This is a genomic window from Anaerolineales bacterium (assembly GCA_015075725.1).
In the GTDB taxonomy this organism is placed as follows: domain Bacteria; phylum Chloroflexota; class Anaerolineae; order Anaerolineales; family Villigracilaceae; genus Villigracilis.
The window spans coordinates 1,665,297-1,687,473 of sequence record JABTTV010000001.1 but is presented as its reverse complement, the minus strand read 5'-3'; the positions used below and the strand labels follow the sequence as shown (position 1 = coordinate 1,687,473).

20 protein-coding genes are annotated in these 22,177 nt (G+C 54.3%); 10 read left to right on the top strand and 10 right to left on the bottom strand.

The genetic code is table 11. The features are described 5' to 3' along the window. The first annotated feature begins 81 nt into the window (after positions 1–81). From HS100_08165 to nrfD, 6 genes are all read left to right on the top strand, one after another. On the top strand, positions 82–1,041 hold the full coding sequence (locus HS100_08165) for an ABC transporter permease (protein MBE7433878.1): 960 nt from the start codon (positions 82–84) through the stop codon (positions 1,039–1,041). A gap of 13 nt (positions 1,042–1,054) precedes the next feature. Next, entirely contained in the window at positions 1,055–2,014 is a 960-nt protein-coding gene (locus tag HS100_08160; GenBank protein MBE7433877.1) for an ABC transporter permease, read from the top strand. A gap of 373 nt (positions 2,015–2,387) precedes the next feature. After that, on the top strand, positions 2,388–2,732 hold the full coding sequence (locus tag HS100_08155; protein MBE7433876.1) for a hypothetical protein: 345 nt from the start codon (positions 2,388–2,390) through the stop codon (positions 2,730–2,732). A 15-nt stretch (positions 2,733–2,747) separates the two neighbouring features. Next, entirely contained in the window at positions 2,748–3,725 is a 978-nt protein-coding gene (locus HS100_08150) for an ammonia-forming cytochrome c nitrite reductase subunit c552 (GenBank protein ID MBE7433875.1), read from the top strand. Further along, a complete protein-coding gene (locus tag HS100_08145) occupies positions 3,712–4,485 on the top strand; it encodes a 4Fe-4S dicluster domain-containing protein (protein MBE7433874.1) in 774 nt (257 codons plus the stop codon). The genes HS100_08150 and HS100_08145 overlap by 14 nt, the downstream gene beginning before the upstream one ends. A 1-nt stretch (position 4,486) precedes the next feature. Next, positions 4,487–5,752, top strand: coding sequence for a polysulfide reductase NrfD (nrfD, locus tag HS100_08140; GenBank protein ID MBE7433873.1), 1,266 nt, complete (start codon positions 4,487–4,489; stop codon positions 5,750–5,752). Positions 5,753–5,821: 69 nt separating this feature from the next. On the opposite strand, the gene HS100_08135 is transcribed toward nrfD, so the two are convergent. The 5 genes from HS100_08135 to HS100_08115 form a co-directional block, all read right to left on the bottom strand. Then, positions 5,822–7,516, bottom strand: coding sequence for a NapC/NirT family cytochrome c (locus tag HS100_08135; protein MBE7433872.1), 1,695 nt, complete (start codon positions 7,514–7,516; stop codon positions 5,822–5,824). Positions 7,517–7,597: 81 nt separating this feature from the next. Continuing rightward, positions 7,598–8,449: a cytochrome b/b6 domain-containing protein gene (locus HS100_08130; GenBank protein MBE7433871.1), complete on the bottom strand. Its 852-nt coding sequence runs from the start codon at positions 8,447–8,449 to the stop codon at positions 7,598–7,600. Then, on the bottom strand, positions 8,446–9,618 hold the full coding sequence (locus tag HS100_08125; protein ID MBE7433870.1) for a cytochrome c3 family protein: 1,173 nt from the start codon (positions 9,616–9,618) through the stop codon (positions 8,446–8,448). The genes HS100_08130 and HS100_08125 overlap by 4 nt, the downstream gene beginning before the upstream one ends. 197 nt (positions 9,619–9,815) lie before the next feature. Next, entirely contained in the window at positions 9,816–12,023 is a 2,208-nt protein-coding gene (locus HS100_08120) for a hypothetical protein (protein MBE7433869.1), read from the bottom strand. Positions 12,024–12,242: 219 nt separating this feature from the next. Next, positions 12,243–12,623, bottom strand: coding sequence for a zinc ribbon domain-containing protein (locus HS100_08115; GenBank protein MBE7433868.1), 381 nt, complete (start codon positions 12,621–12,623; stop codon positions 12,243–12,245). A 93-nt stretch (positions 12,624–12,716) separates the two neighbouring features. Here HS100_08115 and HS100_08110 point away from each other — a divergent pair, with 93 nt between their 5' ends. Both HS100_08110 and HS100_08105 read left to right on the top strand, forming a co-directional pair. Then, entirely contained in the window at positions 12,717–13,331 is a 615-nt protein-coding gene (locus HS100_08110) for a guanylate kinase (protein ID MBE7433867.1), read from the top strand. Continuing rightward, positions 13,328–14,122, top strand: coding sequence for a rhomboid family intramembrane serine protease (locus HS100_08105; GenBank protein ID MBE7433866.1), 795 nt, complete (start codon positions 13,328–13,330; stop codon positions 14,120–14,122). Before HS100_08110 ends, HS100_08105 begins: the two co-directional genes overlap by 4 nt. Positions 14,123–14,184: 62 nt before the next feature. Here HS100_08105 and HS100_08100 read toward each other — a convergent pair whose 3' ends face one another. From HS100_08100 to HS100_08080, 5 genes are all read right to left on the bottom strand, one after another. Further along, positions 14,185–14,835, bottom strand: a complete 651-nt coding sequence (locus HS100_08100; GenBank protein ID MBE7433865.1) for a response regulator transcription factor — start codon at positions 14,833–14,835, stop codon at positions 14,185–14,187. Continuing rightward, on the bottom strand, positions 14,832–16,286 hold the full coding sequence (locus HS100_08095) for a sensor histidine kinase (protein ID MBE7433864.1): 1,455 nt from the start codon (positions 16,284–16,286) through the stop codon (positions 14,832–14,834). The genes HS100_08100 and HS100_08095 overlap by 4 nt, the downstream gene beginning before the upstream one ends. Positions 16,287–16,335: 49 nt before the next feature. After that, entirely contained in the window at positions 16,336–17,232 is an 897-nt protein-coding gene (locus tag HS100_08090) for a zinc ribbon domain-containing protein (protein MBE7433863.1), read from the bottom strand. A 354-nt stretch (positions 17,233–17,586) separates the two neighbouring features. After that, on the bottom strand, positions 17,587–18,462 hold the full coding sequence (locus HS100_08085; protein ID MBE7433862.1) for a DNA adenine methylase: 876 nt from the start codon (positions 18,460–18,462) through the stop codon (positions 17,587–17,589). Next, entirely contained in the window at positions 18,462–19,589 is a 1,128-nt protein-coding gene (locus HS100_08080; GenBank protein ID MBE7433861.1) for a hypothetical protein, read from the bottom strand. Before HS100_08080 ends, HS100_08085 begins: the two co-directional genes overlap by 1 nt. A 137-nt stretch (positions 19,590–19,726) precedes the next feature. Here HS100_08080 and HS100_08075 point away from each other — a divergent pair, with 137 nt between their 5' ends. Together HS100_08075 and HS100_08070 are read left to right on the top strand one after the other, a co-directional pair. After that, entirely contained in the window at positions 19,727–20,581 is an 855-nt protein-coding gene (locus HS100_08075; GenBank protein MBE7433860.1) for an EamA family transporter, read from the top strand. Positions 20,582–20,892: 311 nt separating this feature from the next. Continuing rightward, positions 20,893–22,128: a PLP-dependent aminotransferase family protein gene (locus tag HS100_08070; GenBank protein ID MBE7433859.1), complete on the top strand. Its 1,236-nt coding sequence runs from the start codon at positions 20,893–20,895 to the stop codon at positions 22,126–22,128. The last annotated feature ends 49 nt before the right edge of the window (positions 22,129–22,177 follow it).

Here is a 22,177-nt window from a genome sequence, read left to right as displayed (position 1 = left end):
CAGGGGTTTCCCCTGCCTCTCGCCTAGTAAGCAATCCCCAGGTCAGCAGGCCCAGATGAAGTTTATTGATGGAGGCTCCCTATGTGGACTTATTTATTAAGGCGTTTATTCCAGGCGTTGTTCACGCTTTTGATCATCACTGTGCTTTGTTTTCTGCTCACCCGGTTTTCGGGAGACCCTCTCGCGCAATACGCCGCCAACCCACGCATGAGCGCCGAGGACAGGGCGGCTCTTGTCGAACGTCTTGGGCTGAATGACCCATTGTATGTGCAGTATCTGAAATGGCTGGGGCTTGCGATTCAGGGCGATCTCGGAAATTCCTTCTTCGCCCGCCAGCCTGTCAGCGAGATGATCGCGCAGCGCCTGCCGAATACATTGATCCTTATGATGACGGCGGAGATCGTCACCGTATCCTTTGCTTTGTTCCTGGGGATCATTTCAGCGGTCAAGCAATATTCCTTTTGGGATAACGCCATTACAACGTTTTCCTTCGTTGGATTCTCGATCCCCATCTTTTTCAGCGCCCTCGGACTGATGTTGATCTTTGCAGTCCAGTTCAAGGAGTGGGGCTTGCCCTATCTTCCCACCGGCGCCTCGGTTTGGGATAAATCCGACCCGGTGGAATACATCAGGAACATGATCCTGCCCGTTACCGCACTGGCATTCGTGAATTCAGCGGGATACTCGCGCTTTGTGCGCACCAGCATCCTCGAAGTGCTCGGGTTGGATTACATCCGCACCGCCCGCGCCAAAGGCTTGACAGGCCGCGCCGTGCTCTTCAAACACGCGCTTCGCAACGCCGCCCTGCCTTTGGTCACCATTGTCGGGTTGGATATCCCCTTCCTATTGGGCGGCGCCATCGTGACCGAATCTGTGTTCTCGTGGCCCGGCATGGGACGCTTGTTCTGGGAATATTCCCAACGGAGCGATTACCCGGTCGTGCTCGGGATTTTATTGATCATTTCCCTGGCGGTCGTGATCCTGACCATCGTCACCGACATCGTCTACACCTTTGTGGATCCCCGCATCCGCCTGAGTTGATTTGGAGTTGGATATGGCAACTGATATCGCTTCCTTTGAGTCACAATCCATAGCCCGTGAAGGGGTAACCGGGAAAGTCCTCACTCCCAGTCAACTTATCTGGAGAAGGTTTCGAAGACACCGCATGGCGGTCCTGGGCATGATCAGCTTCAGCCTGCTGGTGCTTTTCGTCGTTATTGGCTCCATTTACGTCAGCGAGGAACAAGCCAATGCAGTCGACCTGCAAGCCCGGCTGACCGCCCCCAATGACCAATACATTATGGGAACAGACACCACCGGGCGGGATAATTTTGCCCGCATCATTCACGGCGGGCAGATATCGCTGATCGTAGGCCTTACAGCCGTCACTATCTCGGTCGTATTGGGCACGCTTATCGGTGGCCTGGCAGGGTTTTTCGGCGGCTGGGTGGATAGCATCCTGATGCGTTTCACCGAAGCCATGCTTTCCATCCCGCAACTGTTCCTGCTGATTGTGCTGGGCAAATTCATCGGCAGGGATATCGATACGATCACGCTCATGGGAAAAACCTTCAGCGGTAGCGTCCTGATCGTCATCGTTGTGATCGGCACGACCTCGTGGATGGGGCTTTCCCGCATCGTGCGCGCGAACGTGCTTTCGCTCAAGGAAATGGATTATGTGTCGGTTTCCAAATCCCTTGGCTCGAGCCAGCTCCGCACTTTTTTCAAACACCTTATCCCGAATACGATGGGGGTGATCATCGTAGCCTCCACCCTGGGACTCGCGGGCGCCATCCTCTCCGAAGCCTATGTTTCATTCCTGGGGCTTGGCATCCAACCGCCGACCGCGTCATGGGGCAATATGCTCACCTCAGCGCAGGCTTTTGTGCAGCAAGGCTCGTGGTGGATGTGGGTCTTCCCCAGCCTCTTTATCATCCTCACCATTCTGTCCGTCAACCTGATCGGCGACGGTTTGCGCGACGCCTTCGACCCGCGCAGCGCCCGGCATTTGTAATATCCCGCCAAGTGGACAAGTCATCATCACCCGCCCCGAATTCAAGTTTCGCGGGCGGGTTTTGTATTTAATCGCATCGCATGGGGCGAATCCCCCACAGGATGTGAAATGCCTGGGGTGTTCGCCTCAGGCATGAGGTCCAAAAAGATGCGGGGAGCGTCCATGTCGAAATGGGGATAGGCACGAATTTACTTTCCTTTAATCAAGGGCTATCCTAAGGGCGAAAGATCAGGAAAGGAGTTTGCCATGAACGGTACTGAATTTTTCATCGTGTACTTTGCGGCTCGTCTCGTCATTCCATTCGGCGTTTTGCTTTTGCTGGGCGAGTGGCTCCGGCGTAAAGAATCACACTACTGGCTGAAATGAGGCTGATATGGACACCAACTCGATTTTCGCCCTATTGCTCGGTTTGTTCGTCAGGCTTGTCCTACCTTTGCTGGTGACCGCCCTGCTGGTATACGGACTGCGAAGGCTCGATTTGCGCTGGCAAAGGCAAGCGGAGGAAGAACGCAGCCTTTTGATCCGCGATGAAGAGCCGTGCTGGATGGAGCAGGGCCTGCCCATCGAAGAGGTCAAAACCCGCGTTGCTGCCAGCGGCAAGCCATGCTGGCAGATCCACCGCCTTCCGAACGGATATCTGCGTGAAGCCTGCCTCGACTGCGAGGTGTTCCTCGATGCGCCCGCCCCGGCGCTCAAACAATCGAAGGCTCACGTATAACAAGGAGATGCAACAATGTTTTCACGTTTCGAAAAGATCATCATTGCCCTCATGACCGCCCTGCTGTTGGCGGGGATTTCGATCCTCGCCGCATCCGCACAGGACGTGACGCCTCCGCCTTCGGATGAGGAGGAGACCTGCGCCGACTGCCATGAGGAATTCGAAATGAGATGGTTGAACGGTCCGCACGGCAAGGCGACGGAGGATCCGATCTTCGTCAATGCCTGGACGGACCAGGGCAAGCCCGGCGCCTGTCTTTCCTGTCATGTGACCGGTTACGATGAAGCTACGGGCACCTGGCTCGAGGACGGCGTTTCCTGCATCGCCTGCCATGTGGATGAAGGCGGCGACCATCCCAAGACGGCCATGAGCGTGGACGTGACCGGCGGGACCTGCGGGACCTGCCATACCGACGCGCGTTTTGGCCAGGAGCAATGGGAGGAAAGCACCCATTACGCAACCGGCATGGACTGCACGACCTGCCATGACCCTCACAACGCTTCGCTGAAGTTGACGGTGAACATAAAGGAGCAATCTGTACAGGACGCTTCGCAATTGTGCATCAGTTGTCACGAAGAGGCGAGCATGAACTTCCCGTATTCCGTGCATAGCAAACAGGGCGTCACCTGCATCGATTGCCACCTTGAACATGTGGAAAGGGATGCGGCTGTGCATATGGTAGCGGATCACTCCTTCAAAGCCAGCATTCAGTCCTGCGCTTCCTGCCATGCCGAGCAAATGCATGCCGACGGTGAAGCAGCGTCCACACAGGATGCCGCCATTGCCGCAGTACCCACTTCCACCCAGGAAGCGGCTGCGTCCGTCGACCAGGCTCCCGTCATGCCGGAACCGGCGCCTGTTTCTCCGCTCGGGTATGCAGGCATCACTGCCCTGATCGGCATCGCCGCAGGTATGTTGTTGTCTCCCTGGCTGGAACGCGGATACCGCCTTGTCTTGAAGAGATCGGCTGAGGTGCGCCATGACTCAAAATAAATTCAACCGACGCGATTTCATCAAACTTTCCGCGGTCGGGCTGGCTGCCGCCGCCGGAGCGAGACTCATCGAGGAAGTGCAAGCCTCGGGAGGCGAAAAAGGGAAGCACCAGTGGGTAATGGTCATCGACCAGTCCAAATGCACCGGATGCGAACAATGCAGCCTGGCATGCAACGCCAATAACGACATCAACCCGGCGATGAGATGGAACAAGGTTCTGAAAGACGGCACTGTGAAGGGGAACCAGGTGTATGTGCCACGCCCCTGTATGCAGTGCGAAAACGCGCCCTGCGTCGAAGTCTGCCCGGTGGGAGCGAGTTACTACCGCGACGACGGCATCGTGATGATGGATTACGAAAAATGCATCGGCTGCCGTTACTGCCAGGTGGCCTGCCCGTACGATGCGCGCGTCTTCAACTGGGAATCCTTCGAGGGCGAGAATCCCTATGTGCCGGAATGGGGCGACCCTGAAGTGGAACGCCGCCCGCGCGGTGTGCCGGAGAAATGCTCCTTCTGCTACCAGCGCATCGACCGCGGACTTGAATTGGGACTCGTGCCCGGTGAAGATCCCGCCGCAACCCCTGCGTGTGTGGTCATCTGTCCGACCGGCGCGCGCATCTTCGGGGATCTAAACGACCCGAACTCGAAGGTCAGCCAGGCTCTGCGCGAGAATCCGTCCTACCGCCTGCGCGAAAACCTTGGGACCAAACCGCGTGTGTATTACCTGCCCGTGAAAGATAACGTCATTACGGAAGGCTGACATGAAGACCATCATCAAAACCATCCGCGAAAACATCTTTACCCCCTGGGGATTATGGCTCGCCATTTTGGGACTGTTCCTGTTCTCGGCGCTCATTGCCGGAATCGCAGTCTTTTGGAAAGGGCTGGTCATCACCAACCTGACCGACCTCGTCCCGTGGGGCTTGTGGATCACGATCGACCTCTCCGCCATCGCGTTGGCGGCGGGTGCCTTCAGCCTGTGCGCGATCGTGTATCTCTTCGGGTTGAAGCGCTATGAGCCGCTCGCCCGCACCGCAACCTTCATCGGCTTCACCGGCTACAGCATGGCGATGATGGCTCTGCTCCTCGACATCGGACGCCCCGACCGGTTCTGGAAATCCTTCGTCTTTTGGAACACACATTCCCTGCTCTGGGAAGTGACCATGTGCGTCCTCCTGTACTTTACCGTCCTGCTGTTGGAGGTCATGCCCATCTTCGCATCCTTCGACTGGCTGCGCAACAAGTATCCAAAACTTGCCGCAAAGATGGAACATATGCATCATTATGCTCCCGTGCTGGCGATCTTCGGTCTGGCGCTCTCGAGCCTGCATCAATCTTCGCTGGGCGCGGTGTATGGCGTCATCAAAGCCCGCCCGATCTGGTACCGCCCTGAAATGTCGGTGCTGTTCATGTTCACCGCCATCCTCGGCGGGGTTTCGCTCACCCTGCTGGCTTCCATGCTTGCGGCGCGACTGACCTCCAAAGCCCGCATCAACGACATGCTCATCGAACGCGCCTCCCAGGTCCTTGGCTACATGATGATCGGCTACCTGTACTGGCGCTTCTGGGACTGGCTCGCCCAAACCTACACCTACGAACCGGGACGTACCGAAGCCTTTGAGATCCTCACCAAGGGACAACTCTCGTTCAACTTCTGGTTCGGGGAGATGCTCTTCGGCGCGCTTCTACCGACCATCATCCTGCTCTACAAACCCCTGCGTCAGGCTCCGCTGTGGCGGATGCTCGCCTTCGCCATGATCGTGGGCGGCGTGGTTGCCTTTCGTTTCGACACGAACATCGTCGGCTTCCTTGCAGTCATCCCATACATCCCCGGTGATATGGCCGTGCAGTACACCACCTATACGCCATCCCTTGTGGAATGGGCGGCTGGGCTGGGCATCATCGCCTTCGGCTTGCTCGCATTCTCCGTCGGCGTGAAGTACCTTCGTATTGTGGATCACCGATTGGTCAGCGAGGAGCATGAACCTGTGATGGTTAAAGCAGGCGAGGTTGTGGCTGGGGATTAGTAAAGGTAATCGGTAATTGAAAAGAGTCGCCCGTTTGGGCGACTCTTTTTTTCGTTTTGCGTTTGCGGTTTAATTCTCCGGTGTCCCGTTATTGATCCATTGAATCACGTTCTCCAATTCTTCCGCCGTGAAGTTTGTGAAGTGGTCCTCCGACTGCACCTGGATCAACAGACTGTTCTCAGCATTTCCCGACAGGATGACGGGTCCGGTATCGCTGCCGCGCATTGCAGCGGAGTAGGTGGAGAGGTCGAGCCCTTCGGGAGCCGCATCGCCTTCCGTGTGGCAGCCTGTGCATTTCACTGCGAACAAAATGCCGATGTAATTGTCGAAGGTCGGATCGCCCACCAATGTCGGCACTTCCAACTCCGGTTCCGGCGGCGGGAGTTGATTCTTGATGATCTCCCTCAAAGCGGGCGCATCGAAACCGGCAAATGTGAAGACATTCCCGTGACAGGCGCTGTTGGAACAGAACGATGTGTTGCTCACGCCCCCGGGATCTTTCATGCTGTGGCAGTTCGCGCAGGATGGACCGATCGCCTGGTTGTGCATCGCGATCCAATTCGGGTTAAAGTGAGACTCGGGCTCGGGTCCATTGCTGATCTCGATGTTGGTCACGAAATCGTCCGCCCCAGCCACCACCGGGATGGCGTGACAGATATTGCACTCGAGGCGGACCGCCTCTTGATTCTCGTTCAAATGTTTCCCGTCATGACAGCGAAAACAACCCGGCGCATCGAAATGACCGAGGTTGTTCGGGTAGGTTGTCCAATCGATCTCCTGGTCGTGGAAGACGGTACGGTCATAGATCGCTTGTATCTCTGCGACTGCGGCTTTGACCTTACTCCCATTTTGGCTGTAATAATCGAACAGGTTTCGTTTGTAATCCTCTTCGATGTCCGCAATGGCTCTCATCGCCTCGTCACGCGAGGCATATTTGGCGGAAAGGACCTGCACCGCCTTGGCGTGAATCAGCGGAATGGCGGGATCGATCAAGCCACCTGCTATGGATTCATCCACCGACTTTACCGGGGATTGGAAATCATGAGTCACACGGTTGTGACAGGTCACACAGTCCATCTGCTTGAGCTGGCTTTCATCGATGCCTGCAGAGTCAAAACCGGATTCCACGTCGGTATATTCCGTGTAGGTCCCGTCCTGGTTATAGACGCGGACATAGGGAATTGTCTGGCTCAATTCATCATCCGAATAATATAAAACCTTGCTGGCGATATGCCAGTGAATGCCACGGGCGTTTCCCGTGCGCGCATCCCCTCCGCCGGTTTTCATGATGAGATAGATGCTCGAGGCGGTGTTCTCGCGATCGTCGGCAAATTGGAATATCCGGCGCAGGCTGTCATCGGCAAACGTCTCAGGACGGTGACATTTCTCGCAGGTTTCCAGCGCGGGGCGCAGGGCTTTGGCGCGGATGGGATATTCATAGAGTTTGAAGATCTGGTAATAGGTCTCTTTGAGTCCCTGGGTCTTTCGCGATGCCTGGTCCCAGAAGGACGCGCGCCCGATATGGCATTCTTCACAGGTTACATTCGAATGCGGCGATTCCTTGTAGACGGTATCCTGCGGCGGCATGGTATGACAGGCTGTTCCGCAAAACGTGGGTGAATTCGTATATTCCCAGGTATGGATGCCCCCAAAAACAGCCGCCAGCACGAAAACAAAGATCGTGACATACGGGAGCAGTAAAATCCACAATTTCGAGTCCGGGGCGGGAAAGAAAAACTTACGGAGTCGTTCACGCAATTTCATGATGGCCTCCAACATTGGGAATGGTCTGGAATAAAAAGACCGGATTTACCTTGTTTCTTCGGCGCATCCGGTCTCGATGAATCAGGGTGTTGTCGTGCCTTCTGGTGTTGAAGTCTCTGCGATCGGCGGGATGGTGGTCAATGCTGTCTGTTCGGCATTGATGAACCCGTAAATGCCACCCAGCATGGCGATCGTCAATACCGCCGCAATCGGGTAATAGATCATCTGGCGTTTGCGGATGGTCTTCGCATCGGGACGGCGGTCGGCGATGCCTGCTTTGATATCCGCGAGCTCGAGCGGATGCTCGTGGAGCATATCCGCCTCGTGGATCTGACCGTTGAACATGGCTTTGTTGAAACGTTTGATATGCACACCGTACATGTGCCAGATAATGATCGCCAGCACAGCCAGAACCGCTTCGTTCCCGTGCGCGGCTTTTGCGGCCGGGACAAATTCACCGGGCAGGTATTGGGTTGCCGTAATGGGATTCCACATCATAAAACCCGTCAAGCCCATGACAATCGCGCCCCACACGAATGCCCAATATTCCATCTTTTCTTCGAAGGTATAGCGCCCCATCTGTGGGTAGGTCTTGGCAAAGCCAAGGTTGTAGAGCAATGCCTGCAAGCCGTCTTTGGCATCCTGCAAAGTGGGCAGCATCGACATCTTATCCCGCAAAACGAAGACGCTGTAGCCCATGACGAGGATGTGCCAGGCGGTGCCGAACATCATGACGATGGCGGCGGCATGATGAATGGTTCGCAGGGATTCGATGCCGCCGAATAAGTTGAGGATGGCTTTCGAAAGTCCTGCATCGGGAAAGCGCTGTGCAAGCCCGGTCATGCCGAGAATGGTGAACGAAAGCATCATGACCCAATGTTCGATGCGGCGCGCGAGCGGGAAGCGCAGGTAGGTTTGGGTGACCTTGTTCATGCGTGCTTGACTCCTTTCACGCGGTTGACGATGCGGCGGTAAATATCGGTCAGGATGAAGAGGATCATGCCGCCCAGCACCGCCGGGATGAAGAATTTATAAAAGAGGTTGACGTAATAGACGATGGGATAATTCTCGGGGCTGGGTTCGTAGTGGCTCATCCAGGAGGCGGGGAAATTGGCCGTGGCATCGGGATGGCAGCGCTGGCATTTGACGAGCAGGTTTTCCTGCATGGCAATGCCGGTCTCGGGGTTATCCACCTTCGAAATATCATGCAAGCCGTGGCAGTCGGTGCAGACCGGTTTATTGGTGGGCTGGTCGGGGAATTGTTCCTCGAAGAGTTTTACCGTTGCGCCATGAAAATCCGATACGTACGAGTTGAGCACATTCGTTGAAATGCCGTACTTCGACATGATGGCTGGGTCGGTGTGGCATTTGGCGCACAGGAAGGGCGTGCTGTTGCGGAAAGTGACGGTTTCGGGCGATTGGATGTCATGCACGCCATGGCAGTCGATGCATGTCGGAACGTCGGTGTTGTTTTCCTCTGTAAGCGCCTTTCCATGCACGCTTGTCTTATAGATATCGTAAACATCGGCATGGCATTGTGCGCAGATCGCAGGGATCTCCAGGCGCGCAGACGGGGTGAGTTCGCCGCTCGTCTTGCCTGTCAGGCGCCTCTGCGTGTGCGGGTTGTGACAATCCATGCAGACGGCAGCGTTCTTATTGCCTTCATCGAAAGCGGTTTGATGCACGCTGTTGTGAGTCTTGTCGTATTGTTCCTCGTGACATTCCTTGCAGGTTTCAAGATAGTTCAAGGTGTAGTCGCGGGTGTTTTTTACATTTACACCGGGATGGGGATAGTCGCTGATATTGGTATGGCAGTCCACACAGCCAATGCCCTCTTCGCTGTGAACGGAGAAGCCGAATTCGGTGGGGTTGATGGTGACCGGAAGCGATTCATTGCCGAAGGTTTTATCAAGTCCCTCCTCCTGGTGGCAGGCGAGACAAAAATCGTTCCCGGGTTTATCCTCCTGTAAGGCAGGCTGGGAAGCGGGAGATGCCAGGGCGGGCGAAGCGAACAGTGCCACGGCGAAAGCAAGAAAACCGAAGCCGAGAATCAGGCTTAGGGCCTGGATGTGAGGCGTGCGAAGCCGTATCCGATGAAGCATCACTTTCTCCTTGTTTATAAAATTGGACAATTTCAATATTATATTCCCAATTTCTGTCATGGGGGAATTGCCCCAATTCTACGAGGGGATGTCAGACACATGAAGTAATAAATATCACTGTTTTTGTATGATTAATAAGGCGTTAAAGAGAATGGCGGGCGCATTACTGCGTCCGCCATTTTTCTTGCGGGGTTGGTTTATTGAGCGGGAACTTCCGGTCGGGTGTACTTGCTCACATCACCACCCAAGTCTTCGATCGAGTCGATCAGGATCTGGATGACGTATTTCGGATTGTGAACGAAAGCGCCGGGGTCCTTCTGGCTGTATTGATAGTTGAAGGCCGCTTTGACTAGGCGGGGTGTCCAAGTGGCGTATTGCTTGCCATCCGCGCCGAAGAAGTACGGGTAGGCCTGACTATCGTACGTGATCGCCCCGCCGTTGGCTTCTGCGTAGGACTGCATCTGGGCAAAGAGGGCTTCGGCGAGGGTATCGAGTTCACCCTTGATGCCTTCGGTCACATCGCCGTCACCGTCATAATCCACCTCAGTTTCGCGGATCTCTTCGGGATTGGTGGTGCCGTGGCAGGTTTCGCAGGATTCAACCTTCGGCTCGAGCGCATGGACATCGTGACAGTCGGTGCATTTGTTGGCTTTGCCAGCCGGATCGGCATGCATGTTCTGACCCACATAGGTCTTGCCTTCGTATTGATAAGCGCCGAGGGTGTCGCCGCCGAAGAGAGTAGCGCCAGCCGCGAAGTAGTGGATGTTCTTGAAGCGAACACCCGGGTCAACCGCATCAGCATCCTTGCCGCGCAGGGCATTGTTCATGCTGGTGGTGGATTCGCGTCCCATGTGGCATAGGATACAAAGGTTGGCGTCATCTGCGATGAACTTACCATCGGCATCCTTGCCCCCGAGGCTGACCGTCTTGCCGGAGGGGAATGTAACAGAGGCGACCGAGTAGCGTTCGGGCCAGGCTTCTTCGTTATGGCAGGTGGAGCACAGGAAGCCGTTGCTGGAAGGCATGTTGGTTAAACCAGTGGTCACGGTGGTGCCGGTGCCGGTCACAACCACTGAACCGCCCGCTTTGAGGAAGGTGGGGATGCCTTCAGCGGTGTGGCATTTCACACAGCCAAACGGAACGATGTAGTTGGGTTCGCCATCTTCGGTCAGGTCCCAATCGCGGAAGGGCATGGTGTCGCCAGCAAAGTGGCCGGCATCGGTGCGGGCAAGAGTGCTCACATCACCGCCAAGATCCTCGATTGAGTCGAAGAGCAATTGGACGATGTACTTGTTGCCATGCGCAAATGCGCCGGGATCCTTGAGGGAAACCTGATAGTTGTATGCGGCTTTCAGCAAGCGCGGCGTCCAGGTGGAGTAGGCGTTCGGGAAGGCAACTTCACCTTCATCCGCAGTGCCGTTTCCATTGGTATCTGTGAACCAATAGGGGTAGGAAGCCGAATCGTACAGAATCGCGGTGCCAACTTTATCGGCGGCATACTTTTGTATCTCGGCAAACAAGTTCGCCTGCAAACCCTCGATCTCAAAATACATGCCTTCTTCATTGTCGCCGTCGCCATCGTAATCAGGGTTGGAGGAGACCATGCGGATGTTCTTTAGATCGTCCACAGTAGCGACGTCTTCGTGACAGAAAGCGCACTGCTCCACCTTGACTTCAAGGGTATGCGGATCGTGACAGCCGGTGCAGGAGGCGAAACCTTCGACATGGGTGTTCTTCGCATCGTAGGTTTTGCCGTCGTATTCGTACCCGCCGTGAGTCATACCACCGTAGAGCGTGGCGGCCGCAGCATAGTAGTGAACGTTTCTAAAGCCAAAGAAAACGTCATTGCCTTGATCATCCTTGATCGGAGCGACCGTGGCATCTGCATCGGTGGCAGCGAATTTTTCGATCTGCGCGTCCACACTGACCTTGGACTCGCGTCCCTGGTGACATTCCATACAGCGGACATCGTCACCAGCGGTGATCTCTACTCCGGATGGAAACACAACGGTGGTCTTCGAGATGGTCCCGGCATTGTGGCAAGCCACGCACTGCACGCCTTGAGCATCGGCGGCAGGAACGTTCGCATCCACTTTACCGGCTTCGGAGCCGTCCAAACCGAGGAAGTCCTGATACCCGGCAGTGCTGTGGCACTTGGCGCAGAAAGTGGGGACTCCATCAGGATTTTCGGCCGCATCATCCCAGTGACGGAAAGGTTCGCTCGCCACATCAGCGTGACCGGAGCCCTGCCATTCAGCCAGGTATGGGGTATCGGGAACCGGAACTACGGCGGCTTCCTCCGTCGCTTCGGCTGTTGCTTCGGTCGGGGTGCCGCCACAAGCGGCTAATACTGCGCCGACGACCACCAAAACACCGAGCAATATAAGAAATTTCTTTAGATTCATTATCATTCTCCTTGGGTCAAACTTGATGGAAGCTAAATGACAGTTAGTCGGATAACGCCTCCTTATAAGGGAAAGATGACTGCTTTGGCATTTTTCAGCAGATATGGGGAATTCTAATTAAGCACAGGATTAATGACTAGTTAATTTGCGCCAACCCTGAAGTGACAAAAGTCACAACAATTTGGATGAATTTAGTGAAATTATACGGCGGGAACAGTTTTATTCCCCAGAATCGTCCCCTGAGCCGAGGTCCGGCATGGCTGATTCGATCTCCCCGGGGCTTTGCCCGGATTCGAGCCGGTTCACCACCTCGTCGAACTCGGCCGGCAGGTCTTCGCCCATTTCCCTTCCCATTTTCTTCATCATGCGTCCCAAAGCCCTGGGGTCATCCTCCAAACCTTCGATGCCGGAAAAATCGTCCGCCATCGATTCGAGCCGCCCCTCCTCCGTTTTGGCAATGCGGACCTTCGTCATGCGGCGGCGTACATCCGTGCTGTTGCAGTGGGCGCAATGGACGGGCGTTTTGCCGTATTCGGCAAAAGTTAGGAAGACATCAAAACGTTTCTGGCAGGAATTGCAGACAAAGTCATAAGTTGGCATGCGGTTATTTTAACCGAATCATATGGAGACCTGACAGGTTTCAAAAACCTGTCAGGTCTTTTTCGATTATTCCTGTTTGGTACAATTGCCCGCATGTCTGAATTCGATCTCCGCAAGCCCAATCCATTGCTGATCGTCATTTCCGGACCCTCCGGGGTCGGGAAGGATTCCATCGTTCAACGCATGAAGGAACGCGAATTTCCCTTTCATTTCGTTGTCACCGCCACCACCCGCGAGCGGCGCGAGAACGAGGTCAATGGCCTGGATTATTTCTTCGTCACCAAGGAGGAATTCGCCCGGATGATCGAAGCGAACGAATTGATCGAATACGCCATCGTCTATGGCGATTACAAAGGCATTCCAAAGGATCAGGTGCGAAGCGCCTTTGCGAGCGGCAAGGATGTCGTCATGCGCGTCGATGTGCAGGGCGCCGAAACCGTCCGCAAACTCGCGCCCGAAGCGCTGTTGATCTTCATCACCTGCGAAAGCGAAGAGGAACTCGAACGCCGCCTGCGCGAACGCAAGACCGAATCGGCCGACGCGCTCGCCCTGCGCATTGCCACCGCCCGCAAGGAACTTCTGCGGCTCGACGCCTTCGATTACGTGATCATCAACCATGATTTTCACCTCGACGACACGGTGGAAAAAGTCCGCGCCGTGATCGCAGCCGAACATTTGAAGGTGCACCATCGCAAGGTGACCTTGTGAGCCGCCTGCCCGCCTCTTTTCCGGACCCGGAACCCGATCCCGTTCCCGAGCCGACCCCAACCCGGGGACCTGCATACGTGCGCATGCCGTCTCTGCCGCCGACGGCCACATACATCCTGATCGGGTTCACTGTTTTCGTTTACGTTCTGCAAATGCTCAGCGCAGCGTTGATGGGCGACACAAGTTACGGCACCGATATCGTCACCCTTCTTGGCGCGCGCATCAGCGAAGCCATAGACTCAGGGCAGGTTTGGCGCCTGATCACACCCGTCTTTTTGCATGGCTCGCTCATGCATATCTTCTTCAACATGTATGCCCTGTTCTCCATTGGCAATCTTCTTGAGCGGCAATTCGGGCACGGACGGTTTCTTCTGTTGTATTTTCTGGGGGCGTTTTCGGGCAACGTGCTTTCCTATCTCTTCACGCAGGGATGGTCCGTGGGCGCATCCACAGCCGTTTTCGGCTTGATCGCCGCCGAAGCCATCTTCTTTTACCAGAACCGGGAGTTGTTCGGCTCGCATGCGCGCGCGGCGATCAGCAATGCCGTCTTCATCATCGCCATAAATCTATTCCTGGGGCTGGCGCCCAACATCGACACATGGGGGCATATCGGCGGCCTGTTCGGCGGCGCGATCTTCGCCTGGTTTGCCGGGCCGAAATGGATCCTGATGGGAATCCCGCCTGAATTTTCCCTGCACGACGAACGCGAATCCCGCGAGGTGATGACCGGCGTTTTGCTGGTCCTGATCATCTTCGGCGGGCTTGCTGCGTGGAGATGGTTGTATGCGTAGGGCACGTTCTCTAACGTCCCCTAACCTCCCCGTCGGCGTAAGAGAACGCCGATTACGCTTACCTACGCTTTAATAATCCCCTTGCGAATGGCATAACGGACGAGTTCGGAGCGCGAGTGCAGGTTCAACTTGCGCATGATGTTCTCGCGGTGGCGTTCCACCGTCTTGGGGCTGATGACGAGGGACTCGGCGATCTCCTGGTTGCTCGCGCCTTCCGCCAGCATCGTGAAAACTTCGTGTTCGCGCTCGGTCAAGCCGCCGAGATCGATCTTTTCCTCCGAGGGGCGGTCGGCATTGAGGTAATCGCGCACCAACAGTTTCGCCAGCGAGGGATACAGGTACACTTCCCCGTTCGCCGCCGCGCGGATGGCTGTGATCAACTCTTCAGGCGCGGCGCGTTTCGGCACATAACCTGAAGCCCCGGCATTCAACATCTGGAAGAAATATTCCTCGTCCTCGTGGATGGTCAACGCCACGATGTTCACATTTAGGAATTTGGCTTTGATCTCGCGCGTGGCTTCGATGCCGGTTTTGTCCGGTAAGCCGATGTCCATCAGGATGACGCCGGGCTGGACGCGTTCAGTTTCCGCCAGGGCTTCTGCCGCGGAGCCCGCCTCGCCGACGATCTCCACATCCTCCTGCCCGCTCAATAACATTTTCAAGCCGGTGCGCACCACAGCGTGATCGTCCACCAGCAATAAACGGATCGTCATACAGCCTCACTTTTTATAACGGGTACCACCGCCTCGACCTCTGTCCCGTAACCGGGGCGCGATGAGACAGTGACGCCGCCGCCGAGCAATGCGGCGCGTTCCTCCATGCCGGCCAGCCCCAGTGAGACGCGGCCGATGCGGCTTTGCACGGCTTTCATATCGAAGCCGACTCCGTTATCGAAGACGTGGATGCGGACCTCGGCGGACAAATAATGGATCTTGACGTTGATGACGGTCGCCCCGGCATGTTTGATGACGTTGTTCAACGCCTCCTGCACGATGCGGAAGATGGTGATCTTGACGGCGTCATCGAGCGCGGGTTCGTCGCCTTCGATATCGACCCGAACGTGGATGGACGTCAACTCGTGGATGCGCGAAGCGTACCACCTCAACGTGGCAGACAAGCCCAGGTCGTCGAGGTGCGCGGGCCTGAGGTCCGAGATGATGCGCTGCAATTCTCGGATGGAGTCCGAGGTCAGGGATTGGAGCTGGGTCAGGGTCGAGTTCCGCTTTTTCGAGTCAGTCTCCACCGAAAGGCTTTTTAACCCCATGCCGACGGCTGTCAGCGATTGACCGGTCTCGTCGTGCAGGTCGCGGGCGATGCGCTGGCGTTCCGCCTCCTGCGCGCCCACGACGCGGCGAAAAAGTTCGGCGCGCAGTTGTTCGCGCTGTTGGGATTCGTGCAGCCGGGCCGCCTGCAGTTCGGCGATCTTGCTGTCGCTCTCGACCTGGAAGGCGCGCAGAAAACGGATGACGAAGATGGAAGCAAAGACCGCCGCCACCGCGCGGAGCAGTTGAATCGAGAAACCGAAAGTTGCCCCGAAGAGTTCCGAATTTAAGAATGTAGAGGGAGGGAGCGGGCTTGGCGCAGTGAAAAGCTGGCCCACAAGGCTGTACCATACGAACGCCACCGAAGCCCACAGACTGTCGCGCCCAAAACTGACCAGACCGGCGCGCCGAAACGCGCGCTGTTGGACGATCAGCCCCGCTGCCGCAAGCAAACCCGCCGGGATGGCGATCGCGTAACGCGTCCAGACATCGGCGACGGTGTAGATCACATCCGAGCCGTACCTGCTTTTGAAGACCAGCAGACCATAGACCCAGACCGCCTCCAACCCCAAGGGGATGATGAGACTGACCCGCCAGGTGGATTCACTGCCGAGGACGAGATAGGCGCCGAAGGCAGCCAGGGACAGGAACGAGAACGCAAGGATGGAGAGCGCGAACAGCGGATAAATATCTTCGAGAAGCGGGCTGAAATGCCCCATGAGTTTGAACATCTCGAGCCATTCGTGCGCCGCGTGGACGAGGCCGAATCCCGCCAGTGGACGCAGAGCCATGCGCAGGCGCGCATCGGTGGAACGCCCGCCTTCCATTGCCACGAGCAGGCCCATGCTGAAGAAGGCAAGCCCGTAGAAGAAGTAGATGACGACAAGCGGCGTAGTGTCCATGATTCCAAGAATAGACCCCAAAGGTTTCATAACCCTTTGGGGTCCTGGTTCATTCCTCGCGGCGGAGACGGGTCCCGCAGGTACGGCAGAAACGGTCGTTGGGTTTGGCGCGCGTCCCGCATTGCGGACAGTACACACCGGTGGAGTCTTCGCCCGCTTCGGTTTGCGAATGGCGGCGGCGCGGTTTCGACCTCGAACTGCGCCCCCATTGGAAGTAGTACATCAGCCCGCCCAAGATCATGATGACTCCCAGCCCGCCGATGATGTAAGGCAGGCTGTTCGCCAGCGACATGCGCCCGGGTGTATTTTCATTGACCGGTTCGGCGATCTGCACACTTTGCGCCTGTGAGACAAGGGTATCGGTCGTCTTTTGGTATTTCACGGTCAGGACGAATTGCTCGTCCGAGGTAAGTTGAATTGGAGCGCCTTCGTAGTAGTTCAATCCCTGGCTTGTGATCACGGATGCATGTTTGGGGTCGAGCTCGACCCTGGTCGCATCCAGCGGCTCGAGGAGGAAATACTGGAATGATCCCACCGCGTAGCCGTTATCCCACAGGTAGGAAAAGAGGCGCTCGTCCCCATTAAAGGAAAGGGGCTGGTAATACTCAAAGCGGTACGGCATGTTCTGTTCAACGAGCATGCTGAAGGTTTGATATTCACCCTCCGCGGCCGGACCGGCAAAGGGAAAGTCCATGAAGCGCCCGCCCCCCGCGTCGGAAGCGACTGCGATCAGGTTCGCGTCGGCGGGGATGCGGAAGTCGAGCGTAACGGGCAGGGACGTCTCCGCCGCGGGTTGGAAGTCCACGATCACGAGCATGCTGGGCTGGTCGTATTCGGGCCATAATTGCACGTTGACGACGGAGAGCGCCGCCTCACCCTGCGCGGACGCGGAAATTGGGAGCGCCAAAAACGCTCCCATCAAAAGCAGCGGAATCAGTTTGCGCATGAACGCCTCCTAACAATAAGTTGTTTACATCTTACCATGCGCCATTTTAAGGGGACAGAAATGAAGTCACCTTCTATTATGGATAAATGTCACCGGTTTTGTGGGGAGGGGTATTGCTTTCCGTTTACCAAGAGTTCGGCAAAAGTATCTTTCTTGAAATTTAGACCGTGATGTCACCCCGAGGGAGCGTTCGTTGCGACCGAATGGTCTCGCAGCAGGTTCAGAAATCTTTTTCGAGGATCCAAATATACAAGGTTTTTCATCAAAGGGAAACGCGGCAAGCCTGAAATATTTTCTAGAAAACTCTCTCTTCCAATAGGTCGCCCCAAAATTCAATACAGATACCACATAACCTCATAAGAGAGATAGTTGTTTTATTTTATCATCGCTCCTTGGCGTCTTGGTATTTGACTTTATAGGAAGAGAATAATTGGAAATAAATAATTCATTCCCTTTATCTGCTTTCCCCTGCTTGTAATTGTTCATCCCATATTGTAATTCCCATTCGTAGATATTGGCAAATTCAAAATTCTTCCTGATTTCTGGAGAATCATCATATGTAATAAGCCATGAATGCTGGCAAGATTCCATTGCACCAGCAAATTCATCATGGTTGAATCCAGTATGAAGGACACCGTTCTTTCCATACAATTTAGATTTTGTCGCTTTGAAATAGGGTGGATCCAGGAAAGTAAATACCGTTTTTGAGCCGCCTACAAGAACTTCGCGATAATCCAAGTTGGTGATTTTCACCCCATCCATGATTTTTCCCAAGTTTGCTAATCTTTCGATAGAGGTATCAGTAAACCTGCCCACAAAAGCAAGTTCGGAATAGCCACCAGCTTCAACGACACCGGAAAAGGTTATCCTGTTTAGCACAAAAAAACGAACGCCACGTTCTAGTTCTGTTATACGGTTGACATCTACATTTACTAACTCGTCAAACAATTCCTGCCCTTTGATTCTTTCACTTTTTATTTTCGCGACCTCTTTTGCCAGTTTCTCTGAATCAATTTGAACCGCTTTCCAAAAATAATACAACTCTGCATTTAGATCATTGATCCAGAATTTTACTTTCGGAAATTTCTGTTTTAGATAAACAAAGAAAGATGCTCCGCCGACAAACGGTTCGCGATACTCCTCAAAATCCTTCGGGATGAGGTATTTCATTTTCTCGATAGCACGAGATTTGCCGCCAGGGTAGCGAAGTGGACTTTTTATTAAGCTCATTATTTGTTGGAAGAAATAAGAATTTCAAGTTTTTGGTTGTTTGAAGATTCTTGATTCATCCTTCTTATAATCTCAATTTCTCTATCTGTACATCCCCCTATATTAAGAGCCAAAAAATCCTCAATTTCGTTTACAGTGCATGGCATTGATAATATTCCTTTTACCTTTTTTCCTGTTAATTTAAGACGGGAACGAAACTTCACAGGGACAGACTCTAGTTCTAAGGAGTGCAAGTTTGAATATAAAATCAATTTGAATAATCCATCCTTTATATCCGAAAGTCCGGGTAAAAAACCTCTTGTCGAATTTTTTGATTCTTGAATTACGAAAACATCACCTTCTTGTACAACTTCGTCAGCGGTCAAATAGTAAGTCCCGCCAAGGTAATTTTCTATTTTAAACGTAGCTTTTATTCCATCCGACAAATACTCTAAACCGTGAGAAGTTTGAGTTTCCCGGAGCGATGCTCCCTTGGAGCCACGGAGCGATCTATCTCTAAAATTCAGGAAATCCCTCATAACAGTTGCGAGATATTGTTCCTGAACGCCTCGATCATGCATTCGAACACCTATCATTTTAGATATCTTTTCGTAACTATCAAGAGCTGTTTTGTAAATATCTACAAAGCTATCTTCAATCAATGTTCGATTCCAGTGAAGGGCGCTTTGTTTGTATTTACTTAGTTTTATTATCTGATCATTTACTGTTCTGACATTAAATTCCTGATTGGTAATCTTGTTCTTTTTAATTTGCAAAGGTCTGTTATTCTTTACCGCGCGATCATAATAAGCCAAAACTATGTAGACATTCAGCAAATTCATCCATGACACAGTGGAATATTGGATTCTATCCAAATCGCCATCCAGACCCTCATCTTTGAGAATTGGAATGACTGTGAGTCTCATGGGTGAATTGTAAGTGTTGTAAAGTCTCTCAAATGGATAACTTCGTGTTCTTTTTGGCGAAACCCACTTTGAAAAAGCAAATTCGCCATGTGGAAGTATCACTTTTCCGGAAGTTTCAACGGCATTAATATCAAAGTTCTTAAAGTTATACTCTGGCAATTCTTCAGTCAGGTAGGCTCTATACTGTACATCTTTTATAAACCCTTCAAAATTTAGAGTCATAGATTCATCCTCTCCGAGAAAACGAGGAAAGAGTTTTGCTATCAAGTTTGTAAAAAATCGAGGTAATAACTCCAATATCACACCTAAACGGTTAAAGTATATCAGCAACTTTGGGATTTTCCGTTATACTCGCGCGCATGCCCACCCTAGCACTGCTCCTGCTTTTTTTGTCCGCCACCATGCACGCGATATGGAACTTCCTGCTCAAAAGCGCGGAGGAGAAATACGCCGCGATGGGATGGCAGACCATCCTGAGCGGGATCCTCGCATTGGGGGTGATGTTCTACTCCGGTCTGCCTCCGCGCGAGATGTGGCTCTTTGCCGTCATCAGCATGCTGCTGGAAGCCGTCTATTTCATCCTGCTTTGCATTGCCTACAGCGACCACGATTTTTCCCTGGTGTATCCCATCGCGCGCGGAGCAGCTCCCGCCCTGCTGGTGGTGTGGACAGCGGTCTTTTTACAGGAAAGATTGACCGTCGCCGGATACATCGGGCTGGCGATGATCACGATCGGGATGATGGTCATCGGCGCGACGGCGTTACTGCAAAGCAAAGGGGAGAAGATCCACCTGAAAGGAGTCCTGACCGCGCTGACGGTGGCGCTGGTCATTTCGCTTTATACCTTCATCGACGGCAAAGCCGTCAAAAGCGGACCGGCTCTGCCGTACGGGCTCTCCATGTTCGTCATGGTCCCGTTCGTGACGACGCCCTACATTGCCTACCACTACGGCTGGGACTCATTCACGCGTGTTTGGAAGCGGAACAGAAATTATCTGTTCGTGGGCGGCGTCCTCGGGCTGGTCGCTTATATGCTGGCGTTGTTCGCTTATACCTTCGCTCCGCTCGGGTATTCGGGCGCGATTCGCGAGGTCAGCGCGGTGATCGGGGCGTTCCTCGGCTGGCAGTTATTGAAGGAACAAATGGGCGAATTGAGAGTGATCGGCTCGGTGATCGTGTTTGCGGGGGTGATGGTCATTGCAGTGTTGGGATAAGCCTGAAGCGCTGGATCAGCGCCGGGTCCGGGGAGGAGGCGGGCGTCGATCTTCGGGTTATCAATCCAATTACAACGGACGAAAGTCAGTTGCATCCTTCGCGAAAAGTGGGTAAGATAGGTATGCCATGAATGGATTCCTGGCAATACGACGCATCGGCATGCTCATGCCTTGAATCAGCCGACCTGATGGGTACCCGCGTACCTGTCAGGTTTTTTTTATCTCTCCACCAAAAAGCGTAGTCGGCGTCCCCATACGCCGGCAGGCGCACAAGAGTATGCGCCTTACACAAATAAATTCAAGGAGAAAGAATGCAGACACCCTGGGAATATCGCTTCGCCCACCGTATGCAAAAAATGGGAAGTTCGGTCATCCGCGAGTTGCTGAAACTGACCGAACAGCCCGATATCATTTCGTTCGGCGGCGGACTGCCCGCGCCGGAGGTTTTTCCGGTGAAGGAATTTCAGGAAGCGTGCAACCGCGTGCTGACGGAACACGGCGCGCAGGCTTTGCAATACAGCACCACCGAGGGCTACCGCCCGCTGCGAGAGATGATCGCCCGGCATACCGAACGCTACAAGGTTTCGGTGAACCCGGATAACATCCTGATCACTTCCGGTTCCCAGCAGGCGCTCGATTTTCTCGGCAGGTTATTCATCAACCGCGGCGATTTCATCGTGGTGGAATCGCCGACATATCTGGGAGCTTTGCAGGCATGGAACGCGTACGGGGCGCAATATATCTCCGTCCCGGCGGATAAGGACGGGATGATCGTGGATGATTTGGAAGCCGCGCTTCGGGTCGGACCGAAATTCATCTACGTGCTCCCGAATTTTCAGAATCCCTCCGGCTCGACTCTCAGCCTCGAACGCCGCAGGCGCTTGGTCGCGCTGGCAGACCAGTACGGCGTGCCGATCATCGAGGACGACCCGTACGGTCAATTAAGATACGACGGCGAACACCTTCCCTCCGTCGTTTACCTGGATGCGCAGTATCGCAACGACGGCGATCATGAATATACAGGCAACGTCATCTACCTGAGCACCTTCTCGAAACTTCTCGCGCCGGGTTTGCGGCTTGCCTGGGTGGTGGCTCCGCAGAAGGTGATTCAGAAACTGGTTATGACCAAGCAAGCCGCCGACCTGCACACTTCCAGTTTCAATCAGCAGGTCGCTTATGAAGTGGGCAAGGGCGGATTCCTGGACGAACATGTCAAGGTCATCCGCGCCACATACAAGGAACGCCGCGATGTGATGCTCGAAATGATGGATGAGATGTTCCCCTCCGAAATGCGCTGGACCAAACCGCAGGGCGGCATGTTCCTGTGGGGCATCATGCCCGAAGGCGTGGATGCAGCCGAGGTCTTGAAGATCGCAATCGAGCGCAAGGTGGCGTTCGTGCCGGGCACGGCCTTCCACCCGAACGGCGGCGGAAACAACACGATGCGCATCAACTTCTCGTATTCCTCGCCAGACCTGATCCGCGAGGGAATCACCAGATTGGGCGCGACCTTGAAAGAAGTGTTAAAAAAGAACGGCTACCACTAACCAAAAAAGCAAAGGCGCAAGACTGTTGAGTCTTGCGCCTTCATCTTTC